This window comes from Limosilactobacillus urinaemulieris (assembly GCF_932750685.1).
Taxonomy (GTDB): domain Bacteria; phylum Bacillota; class Bacilli; order Lactobacillales; family Lactobacillaceae; genus Limosilactobacillus; species Limosilactobacillus urinaemulieris.
Map to the genome: position 1 here is coordinate 187181 of NZ_CAKOBX010000003.1, position 20201 is coordinate 207381.

The window sequence follows — 20201 nt, forward strand, 5'->3', positions numbered from 1 at the left end:
ACTGAATGTTAGGGGCCTCTTATGTATAAAAAACTCTAATTTATTCATTAGTACATTAGAGCAGTGAACTAATTATTCCCTAAATTTTACCGGTAGCGTCACTGACTCAACCTTTTTCCGCGGGTTAGCAATTCGTTCAAATAACGTTGAAATCAAATTTTCGGCAAGGGCATGGATCGGCTGAACCACAGTCGGCAACTGTGGAGCAACTTGGCAAATCAGTTGCGATCCATCATACCCAGTGACAAAAAAGTCATGGTTAACCTGATAGCCCCTTTGCCGATACTGTGAAATGATCCTTAGTGCTTGAACATCATTCGATGCAATCACCCCATCAAATTGGTCAGCAAAGTCTGTCTGATCAATTTCTTCTTTAGTTAAGGTTATAAAATTGTGTCCCTGATCATTCAAGTAGTCAATTACTCCCTGCAACCGATTTAGTGTTGGTGAAACGGATGTATCTTCATCGACAATTACCGCCAACCGATCCACCCGATGTTGAATCATAAACTGAGCGGCTAATCTGCCACCACGATAACTATCAGCTGCAACAATCGGAATATTGTCAGAAAGGTAACGGTCAAAGGAAACGATTGGCGCAGTTAGTTGCTGATATTCCTCAATTCCCAGGTTATGAGAACCTGAAATAATTCCGTCTACCTGATTAGCAAAAAGCATACTCAAGTACTCGTGTTCAATTTCACGATTTTCAGCTGAAGAAGCAATAATCGTCTTGTACCCCTTTAAAAAAAGCTGATGTTCCAATTCATTAACTAATTCAGCAAAGAACGGGTTCGTAAGATTAGGGAAAATCAAGCCAATGAACTTTGACGGTTTTCCTTGCATCGCCCGTGCAAGAGCATTCGGCTGATAGTTTAACTGATTCATTGCTTGATGGACTTTCTTAATGGTCTTTTCGCTTAAAGAACCATAATTGTTAATTACCCGTGACACAGTTGTTACGGAAACACCAGCTAATTTAGCAACATCTTGTAGTTTAGCTACCATACTTCTTCCCCAATCTTTCTCAAACTGCTTTTCATTATATCCTAATATCAAACTCTGGGACTAAATAAAATAATTTTAATTAAACAACTAGCAATATAATGTTTATTAATAGGGATTATTTAGAAATATATTTTTCAATTGATAAGAATAAGTGATCGTTGTTTTTATAATAACGATAAATGTTAAAATTGCTTGCTCTTTTATCATATTAATGATATTTTTTACTTAGTTTGAAATCTTAATAACTTCTTAAAAAAATTTACTTTTTATTACCTTTTAATTATTGTTCGATTAGTTAATAAAGTTCCAAGAAGTTTTTCTAGGGGGAGTCAGAATAATGAATCGATCAGAACTAACAAATTCGACAACGCATTATAAAATGTATAAAAGCGGTCGAAAGTGGATGTTCGCTGGTTTAACTGCAGTCACCTTGCTAACAGCAACTGGTGCTGTAGCCCATGCCGATGAAACACAACAGACTAGCAACAACGCCACTGAAGTCACTGCTAACACTAATTCTAATAGTAACAATACTGACAGTAGTGCTGCTGATACTGTTGCTAGTCAAAGCGCCAACACCAGCAATAATAGTGAGGTCGTTTCTGCAACTGTTGCGGCATCAAACGTCAAGGTAACTAGTTCTGCAGTTAGTGCTGCCAGTGCTGCCACTTCCACCGTTGATTCAGCTTCTTCTGCGAGCTCTGCACCAGCAACTGCTACGAGTTCTGCCGTTGCTCCACAATCGGCAACTGCTTCCGCTAACACAACAGCAGCCTATGCAGCTCAATCTCCTGCATCTTCAGTCAATTTAAATTCACTTCACTTTAGCAACAACGCCCGTTCACAGCAGTTCATCCAAAGTGTTGCTCAAGGGGCAATTGATGGTTGGAACCAATACCGTGTTCTCCCATCCATTACCGTTGCTCAAGCAATTCTTGAAAGTGGCTGGGGACAATCAAGTTTGTCGACTAGTGCCCATAACCTTTTTGGGATTAAGGGCTCTTACAATGGTCACTCAGTGGTAATGCGGACCCGAGAAGTCTATGGTGGCCGTTCAGTTTACGTTAATGCTAATTTCCGGGCATACGCTAACAATTCTGAATCAGTAACCGATCATGGCCGGTTCCTAAATGTTAATAGTCGTTACCGAAACTTGCTCGGTGATACTAATTACGTTTCAGTTGCTAACAAGCTTCGTCAAGATGGTTACGCAACCGACCCGAGCTATGCAAGCTCACTGATTAACCTTGTTCGGACATATAACTTGACCCAACTTGATTCAGTTGCTTTCTCGGGTAAGGTTGTTACTAACAAGAACAATAATGGTGATAACAGTAGTTACAATAGTGGTAGCTCAAGCGTAAGTAATACTGGTTACTACACAGTTCAATCCGGTGATACCCTTTCTGGAATTGCTAACCGCTTCAGCACCACTGTTAATCACCTTGCTTCACTAAACGATATCAGTAATCCAAACCGAATTTATGTTGGTCAACGACTCCTTGTTCGGCAACAAGCCAGTTCACAGACTAATACCAGTAACACTAACACTTCAAGTAATACTACTAACACCAGTTCTAGTGCTACAGGTACATACACCGTTCAGTCTGGCGATACTCTTTCTGGAATTGCTAACAAATTTGGTACCAATTATGAATCTTTGGCAAGTCTGAATAACATTTCTAACCCCAACCGGATTTATGTTGGTCAGGTATTAAAATTAAGTGCCAATTCAAATGCAGCTAGTTCCGTTCATCAAGCAACCACTAACGTTACCCCAGCAGGTAGCTACAGCGTCAAGGCTGGTGACTCACTTTCCGCAATCGCTGCCCGGTATGGAATGAGCTACGAAACCCTAGCTCGCTTGAATAACATTTCTAATCCAAACCGGATTTATGTTGGTCAAGTATTAAGATTGGGCTCTGGTTCTACTTCTACTGTTTCAAATGCTGTTAACCATTCCACTGCTTCAGCTGCTGGATCCTACACCGTTAAGAGTGGTGATTCACTTTCTGCAATCGCTGCCCGGTATGGAATGAGCTACGAAACTCTAGCTCGCTTAAACAACATTTCTGATCCAAACCGAATTTATGTTGGTCAAACTCTTAACCTTGGTACTTCAGGTTACACAAGCCATCGTTATGCAGCAAGCTCATCAAGTAACGGTGGTTCCTACACCATCCAAGCTGGCGATACTCTTTCCGCAATTGCTGCCCGGTACGGAATGAGTTACGAAACTTTGGCTCGCTTAAACAACATTTCCGATCCAAACCGAATTGTTGCAGGTCAACGAATCGTTCTCTAATCAAATAATTAAATCATTAAAATAATGCGCTTAAGCATGATAAAAGAATCATACTTAGGCGCATTTGTTATATAATAGAGTTATATGTTATTGATATGTTTTGGCCTGCGTTTAGATAGTGAGAAGGGTGATTACATGATTAGTCAAACGGGGAGAGCCTTTGCTGATATAGAGGAGATTAGCCAATTATTTAAGTTACTTGGTAATCCGAAACGACTACAATTACTATATCTCTTAATTCAAGATTCAATGAGCGTTACAGAAATTAGTCAACGGATGAAGTGGGAACAATCAGGGGTATCCCACCAACTGCAGCTACTTCGTAAGTTTAATTTAGTTGAACAGAGACGTGACGGAAAAACAATTATCTATCGCCTTGAAGACCCACAAGTAATGACGTTAATTGCAGATGTACTTTCACATGCAGAGCAAATAATTCATCGGTAATCTTTTAAAACGGACACCAATGGTTCACTAAACTGAACTTTTGGTGTCCGTTTATTATACTTGTAAGTTACCTAGTGTCTCATCCCCATAGAGACTAAGTAAATTTTAACGCGATCTGATCTTTAGCCATAATGTCCCGAATCACAACTTCCTTCCCATCATGAAAGTCACTATCGGTTAACCGAAAACTTGGGTGACTATGTGCATAAAACTTAAAATAATATGTTGGTGTCGTTGTTAAATCTTCCACTTTAAGTACACCAGTGGAACCGTCAGAGCAATTAAATTCTTGAGTTACGTTCTTTTTGTCTTGAATATAAACTGTCGTCATTCTTAACACCTCCATTATTTATTATACCGCTATTTTCGGATAACCTAAAAATATTTTTTGAGTTATATCATGAAAATAGTCATTTTTAGCAAAGTAGTATATTAAACACTAGAAAAGGAGCATGCTGACCATTAGCGATGACTAGTCAGTTATGCTCCTTATTCAATATTATTTATTTCTGATCTTTAATCTGCTGCAAGCGCATCAATCGGGTTTAAGTTAGCTGCCCGCCGTGCTGGTAATAATGCTGCTAAGAACGATATTACTAACGCTACCACAAAGGCAAAAGCAATATTACCAAAAGTAATTTGAATAATATTATATTTAATCAAGTGGTACAGGCCATGATTAATTGCTAATGTAACAACAAGAACAATAATCAATGCTAAGATTGCCGAGAAAAAGCCAATAAATAATGATTCAGACGTAAACAATCGTCGAATGTCTTTCTTTCGTTCACCCAGTGCTCTTAGGATCCCAATTTCCTTGGTTCGCTCTGAAACCGACATATACATCGTTACAATAATCATCAAGGCAGAAACAAGTAATGAAATTCCGGCAATCGCAGCTAATAACGTCGAGGCTAATTTAACGTACGTATTAACAGTCTTTAAAATTGAACCAACTGTTACTGCACCTAAAATTCGTTTATTCTGACCGTTACGTAAATTATTAACCCGATCAGCAACGGTCTGCACCTGATTCAGATCCTTAACATTGACAGATAAAAAGTTGGGCTGGACGCTACCATTAGCTTCCCGAATCATCTTGGTTAGCGTTGCTGAATTAATCGAAGTCCGCACGCTAGTACCGTTAGAAATTCCTGATACCTTGACATTTCCCTCTGCTTGAACAGGCTTCCCTGAACCATCAACCCAGTTAAAACTAAGCTTAACCGTTTTCCCAATTAATTGTCGATAATTCTTAGCACTACTTAATTGAATTGCCTGTTGCTTAGTAAGGACAACTTCACCTTTACCTGGCTTGTGGCCCTTAGTGATTCCCCTAGTAGTAGTTGAACTAGTCCAACTATCCATTGAAGTGCCGTTCTGTTGAAGATCCTTGTATGATAACCGATAGCTTGGTATCGTATACCCTCTTTCAACAGAAGAGACCCCGGCAATCTTCTTCACCCGATTGATCTCACTCTGTTTAATAAACATTGATTGCGGATCAGCCATCATATTCTGGGTCGACATCTGTAACTGATCCTGTGTCATCTTCTTGCCAGTCGTGTTTTTTAGAATCGTTACACTTCGCGGATTAGCTAGTGAGTTAATTTGATCCTGGATATAGCCATTTACCCCATTGCCTAAACCACTAAACAGGAGAACCGCAAATATCCCAATCGCAGTGCCTAGCATTATTAGTGAATTTCGCCAAAAATTATACATCAAATGCTTAAACGCGGTCCGGTAGCTTGCCATTGCTGGAAGAACTCGCGATTGAAGATGCTCTGGATCATCTGGAATCGGGTATGCCGGTCTAAGCCTTTCATCCCCATCAATTTTTCCGTCTGCAAGATGGACAATTCGAGTACCATGATCCGCTACTTCTTGGGAGTGAGTAACAGCAATTACTAGTTTGCCGTCTTTTGCAATATCATCCAGAAGGTTCAATACTTCTTTCGTATTCTCAGAATCCAGGGCTCCTGTCGGTTCATCAGCAATGATTAACTGCGGATCACTAGCTAGTGCCCGTGCGATCGCTACCCGTTGTTTTTGACCACCGGATAAATGATTGGGATGTTTATTTACTTGATCTGCCAATCCAACCCGCTCAAGCAGTTCCAATGCCCGCTTTCGTCGAGCTGCTTTATCTAATGTCGTCATATCAAGAGCAATCAAGACGTTATCAAGGACTGTTAGATGAGAAATCAAGTTGTATGACTGGTAAATATAACCAACAGTTGAGCGCCGATAGTTGTCTAGCTGTTTCTCCTTACCGTGATCAATCGTCTTCCCATCAACGATTACTTCCCCTTCGAAGTCACGGTCTAAGCCCCCAATAATGTTCATTAAAGTGGACTTTCCACCACCAGATTCTCCAAGAATCGAAACAAATTCACCACGTTCAAAAGAAAGGTTAATCCCTTTGAGAACAGGAAATTTCTGTTTATCTAGGTAATATGCTTTGCGGATATCCTTTAACTCAAGAAAGGCCATAGTCTCCTCCTTAACTGTTCTATCTAAACACTTATTAATATAAAGATTATATCAAGGTTACCGCTCTTATAAAATTACCTCAGATAATTCTAAACTAAATCTTATTATCATTTCCCGGGAAATTATTGGTGAACTTTTTCGCATTTTAGTTTGCCATCTTCCAATTGATAAACCTTATCGGCAAATTGACGTAACCGAAGATCATGAGTTACTACGATTACTGCCTTGTTTCGTTTGGCAGCTAATTCTTTTAACAGTTTTCCAACCATTTCCACCCGATCACTATCAAGAGCAGATGTTGGTTCATCAGCTAAAATAATTTGTGGTTCAGTATAAAGTGCTCGAGCAATTGCGACTCGTTGATTTTGCCCACCAGAAAGCTCTGCCGGATACTGTTTTAAGAGCTTTTCAATTCCGAGTTCGTCTAATAATTCATGGAATTCTTTTTGGTCCATATTGCCATCTTCCTTTACTTGCTGAACCAGCTTAAATTGATCGGCAATGTTTAGGTATGGTAACAAGTTATACGATTGAAGGACAAAGCCAATTTTATTTAACCGAAATTGATCTCGTTTCTTACTGGGCATGCTCAAGAAATCTTGACCATCAACGATTACTTTCCCGCTATCCGGTGTTTGAAGACCACCCGCAATTGTAAGAAATGTACTTTTTCCAGAACCCGAAGGACCAAGGACCAAACATAGTTCACCGAGATTGGCGGTAAAATTAACATCCTTTAATACCTGGACTTTACCGACACCCTTACCGAAGGACTTATTTACATTCTCTAATTTGATAGCTGTTTCCATAATTCTCCCCTCCTTAATTAAGTGCCTCAACCGGATCAATCTTTAAAATTAGTCGTACCGGCAGCAACGCTCCTAATATTCCTAAAATAATCATCACAGAAGACAATCCTAAAATTAAGGGCCAGTTCATCAAAATTGGTATTGAGGTTGGTAACATCAGTGAAGTCAATTCAGTTAAAATAATTCCTCCAATATCGCCAACAAGGACCAAGATTATTGCCTGAGCTAGCGTTGAACTGATCAGGTGCTTTGCAGGAACCCCTTGAGCTCTAAGCACAGCGAAATGGGCCATTTTCTGCATCGTTAAGATATAGAGGAAAACGGCAATGATAATCAATGAAATTACCATTAAAAATGAAATCATAAAGATAAAAGTTGTATTCTGAGCTCGGTAGCCTGGCAACTTATCAATAAATTCTTTTACTGTATAGTGAGCTAACTGAGGTTCATTACTAGCTGCTTGCTTTTGATTGCTAAAAATACCACTAGCAACAATTGAACTATTTGCTCCCTTTAATTTCCGCCATGTTCCCAAGCTACCGTAAGCAATTGGTGCAATATTTAGCTTTGCATTCTTCGCAAAACCAACAACTTCGTATTTTTGCGAAAGTGAATTTAAGGTGACCTTCTCTCCTAAGCGGTATCCCTTGTCTTTCATGCTCTCATCCAATACAATCTGGTGATCATTCTTTGCCCGGTGTCCACTAACTAGTTCTAACTGGTCTTGATAAATAAATTGATCGCGATCTAAGCCAACAAACTGGATATTTTCCTTATGGCGGTCCGTTTTAGCGCTTGTTTCGATGACTACCGGAGTTGCCCCGACAAGCGCATCATTTTTAGAAAGGCCTTTAACTTGATCCTTTGTAATTAATGATTGACTAAGACTATCGTTACTATCCTTATTTAAAAATACTGTCTGAGTATCCCAGGACTTTATCGCTGCCGTATTCTCATTCGCTAGCCCCAGCATTAATCCCATTAAGATCAGCATTAAATAGCTAATCAGGATAAACATCGCCATTATTAGGCCATAACGAAATTTTTCATGTAAAATTTCCTTAATTGCTAAAAACATCTTAATCACGCTTTCTTTGTCAGAAGTCGAATTGCTTCATAACATAGTTCGATAATCTGCTTTTCCTTCTCTGGAGATTGGAGGCTCTCCTTGATTGCCTCATGACTTAATACCATCACTCCCCACTCTCGACTATCTTTTGGTTGCGGTGCCTTAGAGTGACTTGGCTTGACTAGGCTTTCATTTACTTGAAAATGAAGCCTCATCAAATCTTGATACGGACTGCCATTAACAGCATCTAAAAATTCTTTAATCTGCTTCTGGTACTCTTCCGCACTAAGTATTTGGTTACTGTTCGTGATCTTTTTATGAATTTCAACCATTGCTTGTTGGTAAAGGTAAGTATATGCATCTTGCAAATCATCAAAGTACTTGTAAAACGCCCCACGAGCAATTCCAGCTTCTTTAACAATTCGTGCAACTTGTGCTTCAGAAACACTATGATTACTAAACTCCAGCAATAACGACTGAACGATCTTTTTCTTTTTATCTTCATTTAAATTCAAAAAAGTTGTACTTGGCATTTTAATTCCTCCATCGCCGAGTTGACATTGTGTCACTTTAGTTGAATTAACATTAACATTTTAGTGACACAGTGTCAACTTAAGAACAAAAAAAGAGAATCAGAAAAAGTTTTTCTTGATTCTCCTACTATAATTCGGTAGTTTTAAACTTAACTAAGGCTAATTTCCAGCTTCTGTTTTATGCTTCTTCCCCAGCTAACTTAACAACAGCCTTAGAAACACCCTTAATTCGACCATTTACAAAGTCATCAACTTCTTTAAGGTCAAATTCGTGAGAAAGCAATGGTAAAACATCAACCTTACCTGAACCCATCAAGGCAATTGCATCTTCAAAGCAGTAAGGGTTAATGAAGGCCCCTTGAATGGTTAATTGCTTTTGGAATACTTCATAACTGTTAATGGAGAACTTATCATCTGGATTTCCAACACCAAACATCAATACTTGGCCACCACGAGCAGCTGCTTTAACCGCTTGTTCTTGTGTTTCTGGGCGACCAACGGCTTCAATAACAATGTCATAAGTATCGTTAGGAATCTTTTCACCCTTAGCGGTGTTAATAGTCTTCGCACCAAATTTGTCATGGTTTAACTTCAACTTGTCTTCAGAAAGACCACTTAAAGTAACTTCTTCTACTCCTTGAGCAAGTAAAGTCTGAACGAAAAGTTGTCCCATGAAGCCATCACCAATAACCAATACTTTTTGGTATGGGTGTAATTCAAGAAGGTCAACCCCGTGAACGGCACATGAAAGTGGTTCAGTAACCGCAGCAGCCTTTAATGAAAGACTGTCAGGAATTGGGTAAACAACCTTAGCTGGTGCAGTAAAGTAGTCTTCAAATCCACCGTCACGAGTAACACCAACAGCATCTAAGTGTTCACAAAGTTCTGGACGGGATGTCCGGCAGTACTTACATTCGCCACAGTAAATGTTAGGGTCAACAGAAACCCGGTCCCCGACCTTAACATTCTTAACTTCTGAGCCAACCTTAGCAACTACACCAGAGTTTTCGTGTCCTAATACGATTGGCGGAACAGCGTCTGCTGAACCTGGTAAGCCAGCGTAGAGTGCGTGATCGGTTCCACAAATACCTGCATAAGCAGTGTGAACAAGCACTTCATCGGACTTGATTTCAGGCATATCAACGTCTTTAACTTCTAAGTTCTTAACAGCAGCTAATACAAGAGCTTTCATTACTAATACCTCGCTTGTGAAATCTTTCTTTTAACTTATGCGTTTGATTATAATTGAATTTACGCTCTGATGTCAACCGGTTAACATAGATTTCTTTTACTATTTTAGTTATTTCATTTCTCGTTCCTTTTTAGAAATAATTAACTAATTTTATGAATTTTAAATTTTATTTTCGCTTTTTGAAAGCGGTTTGATCCTCATTAGGTCAACCAAAATTTGTCTTTTGCTTTTCCTTATTTCATTAACAAAGCCCGTCAAATAGGCGATCTTCCATTGTAGTATATTATTTTTTATGTTACCCTAAAAAAGTAATCAATTTAAGTTAACCGATCTGTTCAATTTGTGTTAACAAAAAAAGATGAAAGGTGGATTTGGCGTGGACAACACAAAAAATCAACACCGTAAGCATCATTTAATTGAATATGCTAACGGTAAGTCTCTGGAAGAGATTAACGGAACTGTTAAGGTTCCACATGGTAAAGGTTTCTGGCGAACATTATTCGCTTACTCTGGCCCTGGTGCATTAGTTGCCGTGGGTTATATGGATCCTGGTAACTGGGCTACTTCAATTACCGGTGGTCAAAGTTTCCAGTACACCTTAATGACTACTATCTTGATTTCAAGTTTGATTGCGATGTTACTCCAATACATGGCGGCTAAACTCGGAATCGTGAGTCAAATGGACTTGGCCCAGGCAACACGGGCCCGTACCGGTAAAGCATTAGGTGTTATTCTCTGGATCATGACTGAGTTAGCCATCATGGCAACTGATATTGCTGAAGTTATTGGTGCCGCAATTGCCCTTAACTTGTTATTCCACATTCCGTTGATTCCATCAGTATTTATTACCGTTCTTGATGTTTTGGTATTGCTATTATTAACCAAGATTGGTTTCCGGAAAATCGAAGCAATTGTTGCATGCCTAATTTTAGTTATTCTGTTCGTCTTTGCCTACCAAGTCGCATTGTCACACCCTAACTGGGGTGCTGCTTTTGCTGGCTTATTGCCTTCCACTAAGGCAATTGCTAAGTCACCAGAAATTGGTGGAATTACTCCATTAAGTGGTTCACTTGGTATCATTGGTGCGACTGTTATGCCTCACAACTTATACCTCCACTCAGCAATTTCTCAAACTCGGCAAATCGACCACAACGACTTGGATAGTATCCGCCAAACTGTTCGATTCACTACTTGGGATTCTAACATTCAATTGTCATTGGCCTTTGTTGTTAATGCATTGCTGTTAATCATGGGGGTTGCCGTATTTAAGACTGGCGCCGTTCAAGATAGTTCATTCTTCGGTCTTTACGATGCATTGAACAACACTTCGATGCTTAGTAATCCAATTCTAATTGCAGTTGCTAAGTCTGGTGTTCTTTCAACGCTATTTGCCGTTGCGTTATTAGCTTCTGGTCAAAACTCAACCATTACTGGTACCTTAACTGGTCAAGTAATCATGGAAGGGTTTGTTCACATGAAGATGCCACTTTGGGCTCGGCGGCTTGTTACACGGATCATCTCGGTTATCCCTGTTTTGATTTGTGTTGGGATGACTTCAGGCGAATCAACTATCCAACAACACACCGCGTTGAACCTTTTAATGGAAAACTCTCAGGTCTTCTTAGCATTTGCCTTACCATTCTCAATGTTGCCATTATTAATGATGACTAACAGTGACGTTGAAATGGGTGAATTTAAGAACCGTGGCTGGGTTAAGGTTTGTGGTTGGATCTCAGTTGTTGCATTAACCTTCTTGAACCTTTACAACCTTCCTTCAACATATGAAGGATTTGATATTTGGTCAAAGAGTACTTCAGATGTTCTAGCCTACATCACCATCGTTATCATCCTTGTTCTCTTAGCTTGGACTTGTGTTGAACTATACCGTGGTGACAAACGCTTTGCCGCTGAAGGAAAAGGGTTCGGCCAAAAGGAAGAAAAGATGATTGATAGTAAGGACTAAAGAATCCTACTGAAGATTAAAACTTCCTTTATTATTCACTCACAAATTCTTCAAATTTTACCTATATATTAGGAAGCATAAGATAACTCCTATATCTTTTCCTCCCTAAATAAAAGCAAAGATTCAAAAATTAGGGACTGGGGTAATTCCCAGTCCCTAATTTTTTGCTTCTAAGTAGCACTAAGCCAGTCGATAATCCGGTAAAATGTTATAATATATCTTTGATAATATAAGTCTCATCCTTAACTTTGAGGTGAATTCATTGAATAATCAAAATAATAATGAACGTCCTACTCGCGTTCAGCTATATGATTCAAATAATAGTCGTCGTTCCCACCTTCATAAAGGCGGTAAAAAGCCAAAAATGCCCCACTTTAAGGGGAAAAATAAGCTTTTCAAAATCCTGCTGGCAATTCTGTTAGCAATTTTAGTGATCATGATTATTGTCTTTTTGATCAAGCAACAAAACCCTGTTAATACTGATAACAACGACACAACAGTCTCAACTAGCAGTAAATCGTCGTCACACAAGAAGAAGCATCATAAAAAACACCAGTCTTCTAGTACCAGCGATGATAATCAGGATACTTATTCATTCTCTTACTCCACTAGTAACGGTGGCGGTTCACGGGGAACACAGCATTACTCAAATCAAGACCAACATCCCACAAATAATAATGGTGGAAACACTCCTTCTTCTCAACCTAGCACCCCACAGGTAAATCAAAACAATAATAACGGGAATGCTCACCAACCTAGCAATTCCGGTAATAGCCAAACTAATAGCGGAAATAATGGAGGTAGTACTGGTTCTACACCAGCAACAAATTCTGCTAGCCATTAAAAAAATTTAAAAAGGGGGTTGCGATCCGTTCTCCCAGTGATATAATCATAGGCAATTAAAGGATATGCACATTAGTTACCCTCTACTAGGGAGTCGGTGTCTAGGCTGGAAGCACCGTTGAGGATCTAATTATTGTTGTACCACCTTTACTTATTGCTTGCCGAAATAAGGCGAGTCGGGTCGTGTCCGTTAATACACCTTAGAGAGGACAGTATTAATATGTCCTGAAGATGGGTGGAACCACGCTAATTATAAAAATAATTGACGTCCCTAACACTACTAAAGTAGTAGTGTTAGGGACGTTTTTTGTTTAACTACAAAAAAGGGAGAGATTGTTTATGGCTCAAGTTGCTGTTATGTCACCAGATGGATCAGTTAAAAAAATTGATCGCGATTCAAAAGAAGGTTTACAAGCATTACGGAAGCTTTCCGCATTAATGTTGAAGGCTGCCTTAAAGCAAGAATTTAAGGGAATTCGTTTAGGAGAAGCAGTCGCTGACGAAGATGGCTTCCATGTTGATTCAGACAAGGATAACCAACAAGTTTCTGCTGACGAATTACCAGCACTTGAAGATGTTATCAAGGGAATGGCAAAGAATGACGCAAAAGTTGAATTTGTCGAAGTTTCCGTTGATGATGCTTTAGCAGAAGTTGAAGCAGACCGCTTCTCAAGTGAGCTAATCAAGGAAAGTGCTAAGGATGGTAAGGTTGCAATGTATCAATTAGGTGACGTCAAAGCCGTTGCCGACGACGATATTCTCCTTTATGGTGATGTTGTCAAGAATCTTCGTCTTCTTTCCGTTGCCGGTGCTTACTGGAAGGGAATGTCATCAAACCCAATGCTTCAACGGATTTATGGTACTGTCTTCTACAAGAAGGATGCCTTAGAAGAAGACCTTAAGAAGCGCCAAGAAGCCAAGGAACGTGATCACCGGGTTATCGGTAACCAACTCGACCTCTTCTTCGTTGATCCAAAGGTTGGTGCCGGGTTACCATACTGGATGCCAAAGGGTGCCACTATTCGGCGGACAATCGAACGTTACATCATTGATCGTGAAGTAGCGGACGGTTACAAGCACGTTTACACTCCAGTATTAATGAACCTCGATGCTTACAAGACTTCTGGTCACTGGGAACACTACCGTGACGATATGTTCCCACCAATGGACATGGGTGACGGTGAAATGCTTGAATTGCGGCCAATGAACTGCCCAAGCCATATTCAAGTTTACAAGCACCACATTCGTTCATACCGTGATCTCCCATTACGGATTGCTGAACTTGGAATGATGCACCGTTACGAAAAGTCTGGTGCCCTTTCTGGTCTTCAACGGGTTCGTGAAATGACCCTAAATGATGGTCATACTTTCGTTACCCTTGACCAAATCCGTTCTGAATTTGCTAAGATTCTTCGCTTAATCATGGATGTTTACAAGGACTTTGATATTACTGATTACAGTTTCCGTCTTTCTCTTCGCGATCCAAAGAATGTTAAGAAGTACTACGCTAACGATGAGATGTGGGAAAAGTCTCAATCAATGTTAAAGAAAGCCATGGATGACCTTAACCTTGATTACTACGAAGCTGAAGGTGAAGCTGCCTTCTACGGTCCAAAACTTGATATTCAAACTAAGACTGCCCTTGGAAATGATGAAACCATGTCAACAATCCAACTTGACTTTATGCTTCCAGAACGGTTCGGTCTTACTTACGTCGGCCAAGATGGTAAGGAACATCAACCAGTTATGATCCACCGTGGTGTTGTTGGTACCATGGAACGGTTCATCGCTTACTTAACTGAAATTTACAAAGGTGCTTTCCCAACTTGGCTAGCTCCTGAACAAGTTCACATTATTCCAGTTAATGAAGATGCTCATGGCGAATATGCTGATGAACTTGCTAAGAAGATGAAAGCTGCTAATATCCGGGTTGTTGTTGATCACCGGAACGAAAAGATGGGTTACAAGATTCGTGAATCTCAAACTCAAAAGGTTCCTTACACTCTTGTTGTTGGTGACGATGAGAAGGCTAATAACGGTGTTTCTGTACGGAAGTATGGCGAAAAGGAACAAAACGAAATGAGTCAAGATGCATTTATGAACGAAATTCTCGATGATATTGCATCCTACTCCCGTGAAAATTAAAAACTAACTATCCTAGTAATAGAGGTCGAAAATCCTGGATTGGATCTTCGACCTCTATTTATATTCTATAAAGACATTTTTTAGATTACTGCTAACTGCTCCATCCAGCACGCAAAAAGGCTCCCAGCCAATGGACCTAGCATTGGTACCCAAGCATACGACCACTCGCTTTTTCCCTTATTGGGGACAGGAAGAACAGTATAAGCTAACCGTGGCGACCAGTCTCGGGCAGGATTCAAGGCAAAACCAGTCGTTGAACCAAGGCAAGTTCCAATAACAGCAATCACAAGTCCAACCATAAGCGGTTTTAGTCCTGAGGTAAAGTTACCTAAATTCAGCAAAACAAAAATAAAGGTAAAGGTTGCAATAAATTCTGAAAGGAAATTAAACGGAGCGTTCTTGATTGCCGGACGCGTAGCAAAAATTCCAACAGTATTTCCTTCCTTAGGTGTTTTGGTGACTTTAAACTGCGGGTAAAACTGAATAATTACAATGATCGCACCAACAAATGCTCCCAGAAATTGACCTGCTAAATAGGGAACAACCGAATGCCAAGGAAACAAGCCAAAAATTGCATACGGAATTGTTACTGCAGGATTAAGATGTCCTTGAGAACCAAGGAATCCAGCAACATAAACTCCCATTGTTACTGCTAACCCCCAAGAAATACTAATATACCACCAGTTACTTCCCCGACCGTAACTTTGTTTTAAATTTACGCTGGCACATGCACCACAGCCAAGAACAATTAAGATCATTGTCCCAAAGAATTCGCCAATAAATCCATGCATTCGAGTTTCCGCCCTTCTTGTATTCGCTTACAGAGATGGTTTAATTTTAGCATACTTAGGTCAAAATTACTGTTAACTATTAGATTCCGCGCCATTGACATCGTTTGATATCAACATGGTTCTCATCCTTAAATGGTACCTTCTCAGCCATCAGCATTGGTCGTTGGTCAAACCATCCTGGAACAAGTCGACCAGTAGCGGTTACTACTCTGTGACATGGATGTTTACCATACCCGCCAGATTTGCCAAGAGCCTTCCCCACTAATCTAGCATTTCGGGGACGACCAATTATCTTAGCAATTTGCCCATAAGTCGCCACCCGACCTAGCGGAATAATATCAACAATGTTTAGTACAGATCGCATAAACTGCTCATCAATCTTTGTCATTTAATCACTCGTTTCCTGAGTCAAACGCGGTAACATTAGAAAAATGATTAGTCCAATTAAGAACAGAATACTAAGAGAAGCCGCGCCAACCGTTGACTTATTAGTCAGTTGGGTTACAAAGCCCACAATTACCGGGCCTAAAATAGCAGAAAATTTACCAAGGATATTATAAAAGCCAAAGAACTCACTACTCGAATTTTTAGGAATTAGCTGGCCAAAATAAGACCTGCTAAGTGCTTGCAACCCACCCTGACTTGTCCCAACTAAAATAGCAAGAACCCAGAAATCAGTTAATGATTTTAAGCGTAACGCATCTAAACAAATAAAAAGATATATGATAATTCCGACTAAAATTGCTAACCGGTTAGATGTCTTCTGGGCTAACCAGCCATAAAGAATTGAACACGGGAACGCAATTAATTGAACCATAAGCAAAACAAGCATTAGCATTGTTGTTTCAATCCCGAGGTCCTTCCCAATTGCGGTTGCCATTGTAAAAATAGTATCAACGCCATCAATATAAAAGAAGTACGCAACCAGAAACCAGAAAATTTTTCTGTGTTGTTTAACGTGATAAAGCGTTCTTCCCAATCGTTTGAAACTATCCACCACTGGATCGGTTACCGCTTGAACATTATGATACTGATGACCATGCCTTAACAACGGCCAGGCAAAAATAACCCACCAGACCGCAGCAAGGATAAAGCTAAACTTGGCGATTCCATAGCTACTTAAAAGGCCATTAAACCCACCAGTTAGTTGTGCACCAAGAAAAATAATGAAAGCAAGAACGCCGCCAAGGTAACCCATTCCGTAACCAGTTGTTGAAACAGCATCCATCTGCTGATTATCAGCGACATCTGTAAGAAAACTATCATAGAAAAGATTTCCGCCAGAATAACCGATTGCCGAAAGAACATAGATGATTAATAACGCAGCCCATTGATTTATCGGAACAACAGCTAACGCAAAGGTCATCGCGATTCCAATCCACGTAAAGATATTCAGCCACCAACGTTTTGAGTTAGGGTAATCCGCCAATGCACCAAGCAATGGCGCCATTAATGACACAATTAAAGTACCAAAGCTATTTGCATAACCCCAAAGTGCGGTTGAATTTGTTGCACTAATCCCGTTTTCACTTGCGATCGCTTTAAAGTAAACCGGTAAGACAGCAGTTACTACTAAGATTCCGTAACCAGAATTGGCCCAATCATAAAAAATCCATTGCCACTGTTGCTTATTAAACTTCACTTACTTAACCTCACTTTTAATTACTCCAGGGATTACCTGACCAGCAGTTGGTGCAGGATAATGGAGTCCTAATATCTTAGCAAATGTTGGTCCCTCATCAACCAAGTGAGCTGTTTCGACTTCCTTTCCTTGATTAATACTTGGCCCAGCAAAAATTGCCGTTGTAAAATAATTGGGCTGGTTAGGACCATAACCGTGAACAGCACGGTAGCGATCATGTGTACCAAGTGATTTTGGATCAACCTTTTCGACGACTGCTGGTTGATTAACTTCATCGGTAAAGTAATACCCTGGCTTAGCCTCAACCAAAAAACTACACTTTGGATCAGCACCGAGTTTTACCGCTTCGGCACCACTATAAATTCGTTCAACACCTTCGACACCAGCAATCAATCGCTTCAGCTTGTTCAAATCAACATATCCCTTGGTATAAATATATGTTTCCCCGTCGCATGTTTTAGCAGTCACTCGCCAATTATTTTTGTATGTTGACCTGCCCTTAATTGGAGTAAGCAAGCCCTGTTTGGCAAAGACCATGTTAAGGTGAATCATTTTATCAACATTGATTTGATAGTGGTCACCCAAAATCACGAAATCCGTATCACTATACGTCCCCGCATCACGACTTGCCTGAATAATCTTTGCCACTCGACGATCTAGCCTTTGCAAAGCAGCCTTAGCTTGCGGAGATCGGACTCCATTCCGGTGACGCATGCTATCCATGTCAACTAAATGGATTAGTGTAAAGTCCGGCCGCTTATTTTTGATCGTATCTACAGCACATGCCGTCACAAAATCATCGAGCCACGGCTGCTTGATTCCTCGGCGAAGTTTTCCGTAACGATGGTTCATTTGGTAAAGAAACAGCGGTGAGCTTGCTTTAAGCGACACTAATACTTGGTTCGTCCAAATCCTATTAGGGAAAATTTCTGCTAAGTTATAATTTATTTTACTTCCCGCAGTAACCGGCCACAAAAACGCCGCTGTTGTTAAGCCGGCTTCACGCGCAACATCATAAAGCGGCATTGCTTTAACATCTTTACGGTACCAATACCAATCCGGTGATTCGCGTTGTGGCTGAATTTTTGTGTTATTTACAATGCCATGAATTGCCGGATATTGACCAGTAATGATTGAAGTATGCGATGGATAAGTTAAGGTTGGAAAGATCCCCTTAACGCGTTTGACCCACGTCCCCCGCTTAATTAATTGATCAAGATGGGGAACAAACTCGCGAAACTCATCGAAATCACGAAAGCCCATCGAATCAAGAGAGATTACTACCAATTTATGTAATGCCATTATCCCATCTACTTCCTTTTAAGTCTTATTTCCATTTTAAAATAAAAATTAACAGATTCGTAACCCTAAAGAGCTAAAATGATAAAAGTAAATTTGATGAAAGGAGAACTAAAGCAAGCGGTTACAGGATTTGCAATTTGATTCACAGCGATTTTTAATGTAAAATTAAGGTTCAGTTTTCTGTATTTTTTTTGAAAGGAATCATCATTATGCAAAATCAGTTACCAAAGGGTAAAGAGCATGAGAAAACTCTCGGTCTCTTTGACCTTTCCATTTTAGGTATCGGCGCAATTATTGGTACGGGAATTCTAGTATTAACTGGAATTGTCGCCGCGGAAGATTCAGGTCCAGCGATCGTCTTTTCTTTCTTAATTGCCGCGTTAGCTAGTGGATTAATTGGCCTCTGTTATTCTGAACTAACTACTAGTTTACCTAATTCAGGGAGTGCCTTCTTCTATGCTTGGGTATCCATTGGTAAGTTCGTCGCATTTTTGGCTGGCTGGACATTAATTGGGGTTTACGTTACTACCACAGCGACGGTAGCAAATGGATGGACCGGTTATGTCCAATCATTTCTAGAGGTTCTTGGCATTAACCTTCCCCATCGTTTCCTCGTTACTCCAGCTGCTGGAGGTTACGTTAACCTTCCAGCTGTCCTGATGATCTTTCTAATGACAATTATCCTAACTCGGGGAACAAGCGAAAGTAAGTTAATTAATAACTTCCTTGTTGGGGTAAAAATTTTTATTATTCTTTTATTTATTATCGTTAGTGTTCCACACGTTAACCCAAGTAATTGGCACCCCTTTCTCCCGTATGGTTATAAGGGGATCTTCACCGGTGCTTCTGCTGTTTTCTTCTCGTTTCTTGGCTTTGACGCCCTAGCAACTTCCGCAGAAGACGCTAAAGACGTTGATAAAAATATTCCCCGGGCAATAATCTTGTGCCTGGTTATCTCCACCACCCTCTATGTATTAGTAAGTCTTGTCATGACAGGAGTTGTTTCCTATACCAAGTTAAACGTCTCTGAAGCCATGTCCTACGTTCTGATTGTTAAGGGACATAGTTTTGTTGCGGAAATCGTCTCACTTGGAGCTGTTTTAGGGATCATGGCGGTTGTGTTCGCCTTTATCTACGCCGGCTCTAACATTCTTAAATCAATGAGTCGGAGTGCCTTTCTTCCCAAGGGTCTTGCTAAAGTAAACACTAAAACTCAAAGTCCTAATCGGGCAATTTGGTTAGTGGGAATTTTTTCAGCAATCTTAGCTGGTGAATTTGATCTTCACTACTTGGCATTAATTGCTAACATCGGTTCTTTAATGGTGTTCGCGTTAATCTCACTTATTGTTATTATTCTGCGTCTACGGTACCCAGAACTCAAACGACCTTTCAAGGTGCCATTTGGTAAAACAATTCCGGTACTTTCAATTATCATTTGTATCGTTCTTCTTGTTAGCATCTCGTTAACCGCCTGGCTAACATATCTTGTTTGGATTGCTCTTGGCTTAATTATTTACTTCTGCTATTCACTCCGTCATGCGGATGAATTTAATTTTACAAAGGAATAAGATCCATCTTTACTATATTAAAAAGCTTCAAGTATTCGGGCTCCCCTGAATATTTGAAGCTTTTTTAATGTGAATTATCAGTTAACGC

17 protein-coding genes are annotated in these 20201 nt (G+C 40.0%); 6 read left to right on the plus strand and 11 right to left on the minus strand.

Annotated elements, in window-relative coordinates; all coding sequences use genetic code 11:
* Positions 1-72: 72 nt before the first annotated feature.
* The gene (locus MR181_RS03500; RefSeq protein WP_191910886.1) at positions 73-1008 is read right to left on the minus strand and encodes a LacI family DNA-binding transcriptional regulator; all 936 of its coding nucleotides are present in this window, start codon (positions 1006-1008) and stop codon (positions 73-75) included.
* A gap of 337 nt (positions 1009-1345) precedes the next feature.
* Here MR181_RS03500 and MR181_RS03505 point away from each other — a divergent pair, with 337 nt between their 5' ends.
* The gene (locus MR181_RS03505; protein ID WP_242334901.1) at positions 1346-3313 is read left to right on the plus strand and encodes a LysM peptidoglycan-binding domain-containing protein; all 1968 of its coding nucleotides are present in this window, start codon (positions 1346-1348) and stop codon (positions 3311-3313) included.
* Positions 3314-3448: 135 nt separating this feature from the next.
* Complete coding sequence (locus MR181_RS03510; RefSeq protein ID WP_040530638.1) at positions 3449-3760, plus strand: ArsR/SmtB family transcription factor; 312 nt, start codon at positions 3449-3451, stop codon at positions 3758-3760.
* Between the two features lie 94 nt (positions 3761-3854).
* On the opposite strand, the gene MR181_RS03515 is transcribed toward MR181_RS03510, so the two are convergent.
* The 6 genes from MR181_RS03515 to MR181_RS03540 form a co-directional block, all read right to left on the minus strand.
* Positions 3855-4091, minus strand: coding sequence for a hypothetical protein (locus tag MR181_RS03515; RefSeq protein WP_191910888.1), 237 nt, complete (start codon positions 4089-4091; stop codon positions 3855-3857).
* A gap of 185 nt (positions 4092-4276) precedes the next feature.
* Positions 4277-6256, minus strand: coding sequence for an ABC transporter ATP-binding protein/permease (locus MR181_RS03520; RefSeq protein ID WP_242334904.1), 1980 nt, complete (start codon positions 6254-6256; stop codon positions 4277-4279).
* Between the two features lie 122 nt (positions 6257-6378).
* The gene (locus MR181_RS03525; RefSeq protein WP_242334907.1) at positions 6379-7065 is read right to left on the minus strand and encodes an ABC transporter ATP-binding protein; all 687 of its coding nucleotides are present in this window, start codon (positions 7063-7065) and stop codon (positions 6379-6381) included.
* Between the two features lie 13 nt (positions 7066-7078).
* On the minus strand, positions 7079-8143 hold the full coding sequence (locus MR181_RS03530) for an ABC transporter permease (protein ID WP_242334910.1): 1065 nt from the start codon (positions 8141-8143) through the stop codon (positions 7079-7081).
* Between the two features lie 5 nt (positions 8144-8148).
* The gene (locus tag MR181_RS03535) at positions 8149-8667 is read right to left on the minus strand and encodes a TetR/AcrR family transcriptional regulator (RefSeq protein WP_242334913.1); all 519 of its coding nucleotides are present in this window, start codon (positions 8665-8667) and stop codon (positions 8149-8151) included.
* Between the two features lie 178 nt (positions 8668-8845).
* Positions 8846-9859: a zinc-dependent alcohol dehydrogenase family protein gene (locus MR181_RS03540; RefSeq protein WP_242334916.1), complete on the minus strand. Its 1014-nt coding sequence runs from the start codon at positions 9857-9859 to the stop codon at positions 8846-8848.
* A gap of 358 nt (positions 9860-10217) precedes the next feature.
* On the opposite strand from MR181_RS03540, the gene MR181_RS03545 reads away from it, so the two are divergent.
* From MR181_RS03545 to thrS, 3 genes are all read left to right on the plus strand, one after another.
* Positions 10218-11822 carry an Nramp family divalent metal transporter gene (locus MR181_RS03545; RefSeq protein ID WP_178695904.1) on the plus strand — a complete coding sequence of 535 codons (1605 nt, stop codon included), beginning with the start codon at positions 10218-10220 and terminating at the stop codon, positions 11820-11822.
* A 262-nt stretch (positions 11823-12084) separates the two neighbouring features.
* On the plus strand, positions 12085-12666 hold the full coding sequence (locus tag MR181_RS03550; RefSeq protein ID WP_369807497.1) for a hypothetical protein: 582 nt from the start codon (positions 12085-12087) through the stop codon (positions 12664-12666).
* A 338-nt stretch (positions 12667-13004) separates the two neighbouring features.
* Positions 13005-14810: a threonine--tRNA ligase gene (gene thrS, locus MR181_RS03555; RefSeq protein WP_191910896.1), complete on the plus strand. Its 1806-nt coding sequence runs from the start codon at positions 13005-13007 to the stop codon at positions 14808-14810.
* Positions 14811-14890: 80 nt separating this feature from the next.
* Here thrS and MR181_RS03560 read toward each other — a convergent pair whose 3' ends face one another.
* The 4 genes from MR181_RS03560 to MR181_RS03575 form a co-directional block, all read right to left on the minus strand.
* A complete protein-coding gene (locus MR181_RS03560) occupies positions 14891-15601 on the minus strand; it encodes an MIP/aquaporin family protein (RefSeq protein ID WP_242334922.1) in 711 nt (236 codons plus the stop codon).
* Between the two features lie 79 nt (positions 15602-15680).
* A complete protein-coding gene (locus MR181_RS03565) occupies positions 15681-15989 on the minus strand; it encodes an MGMT family protein (RefSeq protein ID WP_242334925.1) in 309 nt (102 codons plus the stop codon).
* Positions 15990-17243 carry an MFS transporter gene (locus MR181_RS03570; RefSeq protein WP_242334927.1) on the minus strand — a complete coding sequence of 418 codons (1254 nt, stop codon included), beginning with the start codon at positions 17241-17243 and terminating at the stop codon, positions 15990-15992.
* Entirely contained in the window at positions 17244-18545 is a 1302-nt protein-coding gene (locus MR181_RS03575) for an alkaline phosphatase family protein (protein ID WP_242334930.1), read from the minus strand.
* 209 nt (positions 18546-18754) lie between these two features.
* Between MR181_RS03575 and MR181_RS03580 the strand changes: the two genes are divergently transcribed.
* Positions 18755-20113, plus strand: a complete 1359-nt coding sequence (locus tag MR181_RS03580) for an APC family permease (protein ID WP_191910900.1) — start codon at positions 18755-18757, stop codon at positions 20111-20113.
* The last annotated feature ends 88 nt before the right edge of the window (positions 20114-20201 follow it).

What these genes read in the sequence shown, in the direction of transcription:
- MR181_RS03500 (WP_191910886.1), bottom strand. Translation starts at nt 1,008, where the DNA reads ATGGTAGCTAAACTACAAGATGTTGCTAAATTAGCTGGTGTTTCCGTA.
- MR181_RS03505 (WP_242334901.1), top strand. Translation starts at nt 1,346, where the DNA reads ATGAATCGATCAGAACTAACAAATTCGACAACGCATTATAAAATGTAT.
- MR181_RS03510 (WP_040530638.1), top strand. Translation starts at nt 3,449, where the DNA reads ATGATTAGTCAAACGGGGAGAGCCTTTGCTGATATAGAGGAGATTAGC.
- MR181_RS03515 (WP_191910888.1), bottom strand. Translation starts at nt 4,091, where the DNA reads ATGACGACAGTTTATATTCAAGACAAAAAGAACGTAACTCAAGAATTT.
- MR181_RS03520 (WP_242334904.1), bottom strand. Translation starts at nt 6,256, where the DNA reads ATGGCCTTTCTTGAGTTAAAGGATATCCGCAAAGCATATTACCTAGAT.
- MR181_RS03525 (WP_242334907.1), bottom strand. Translation starts at nt 7,065, where the DNA reads ATGGAAACAGCTATCAAATTAGAGAATGTAAATAAGTCCTTCGGTAAG.
- MR181_RS03530 (WP_242334910.1), bottom strand. Translation starts at nt 8,143, where the DNA reads ATGTTTTTAGCAATTAAGGAAATTTTACATGAAAAATTTCGTTATGGC.
- MR181_RS03535 (WP_242334913.1), bottom strand. Translation starts at nt 8,667, where the DNA reads ATGCCAAGTACAACTTTTTTGAATTTAAATGAAGATAAAAAGAAAAAG.
- MR181_RS03540 (WP_242334916.1), bottom strand. Translation starts at nt 9,859, where the DNA reads ATGAAAGCTCTTGTATTAGCTGCTGTTAAGAACTTAGAAGTTAAAGAC.
- MR181_RS03545 (WP_178695904.1), top strand. Translation starts at nt 10,218, where the DNA reads ATGAAAGGTGGATTTGGCGTGGACAACACAAAAAATCAACACCGTAAG.
- thrS (WP_191910896.1), top strand. Translation starts at nt 13,005, where the DNA reads ATGGCTCAAGTTGCTGTTATGTCACCAGATGGATCAGTTAAAAAAATT.
- MR181_RS03560 (WP_242334922.1), bottom strand. Translation starts at nt 15,601, where the DNA reads ATGCATGGATTTATTGGCGAATTCTTTGGGACAATGATCTTAATTGTT.
- MR181_RS03565 (WP_242334925.1), bottom strand. Translation starts at nt 15,989, where the DNA reads ATGACAAAGATTGATGAGCAGTTTATGCGATCTGTACTAAACATTGTT.
- MR181_RS03575 (WP_242334930.1), bottom strand. Translation starts at nt 18,545, where the DNA reads ATGGCATTACATAAATTGGTAGTAATCTCTCTTGATTCGATGGGCTTT.
- MR181_RS03580 (WP_191910900.1), top strand. Translation starts at nt 18,755, where the DNA reads ATGCAAAATCAGTTACCAAAGGGTAAAGAGCATGAGAAAACTCTCGGT.